This is a genomic window from Dellaglioa sp. CoH-56-MRSF-10 (genome assembly GCF_056782175.1).
The window spans coordinates 258-542 of sequence record NZ_JBXAYF010000023.1 but is presented as its reverse complement, the minus strand read 5'-3'; the positions used below and the strand labels follow the sequence as shown (position 1 = coordinate 542).

At 55.1% G+C, this 285-nt stretch carries 1 protein-coding gene; it reads right to left on the bottom strand.

The genetic code is table 11. The features are described from left to right. A partial coding sequence (locus tag AC1RP4_RS07625; RefSeq protein ID WP_481763215.1) for a DUF3850 domain-containing protein occupies window positions 1-285 on the bottom strand: 285 nt, incomplete at both ends.

Below are 285 nucleotides of genomic sequence, written 5' to 3'. Positions count from 1 at the left end.
GCAACGGGTGCTTGTTCATCGGTCACGCACTGGCCCTCGACGTACCATTCGTGAATCTGAAATGATAGCACCACCAAGTTCTCGGGCAACCCATATCCTGACTGTATGTGGGTGATGCGGGCCATGAACTCGCGGTCTTGGACCCGGCCCTCACGAAATTCACGCACAAACAGCCAATCACGAACCTGAAAATTGCGGTCGTTGACTCGCACCTCCGCTTTCTTGGACCCGGACCACGCGTCTTCAAATGGAATAGGGTCCGATTTAAGATCGTGGACCTCGGGC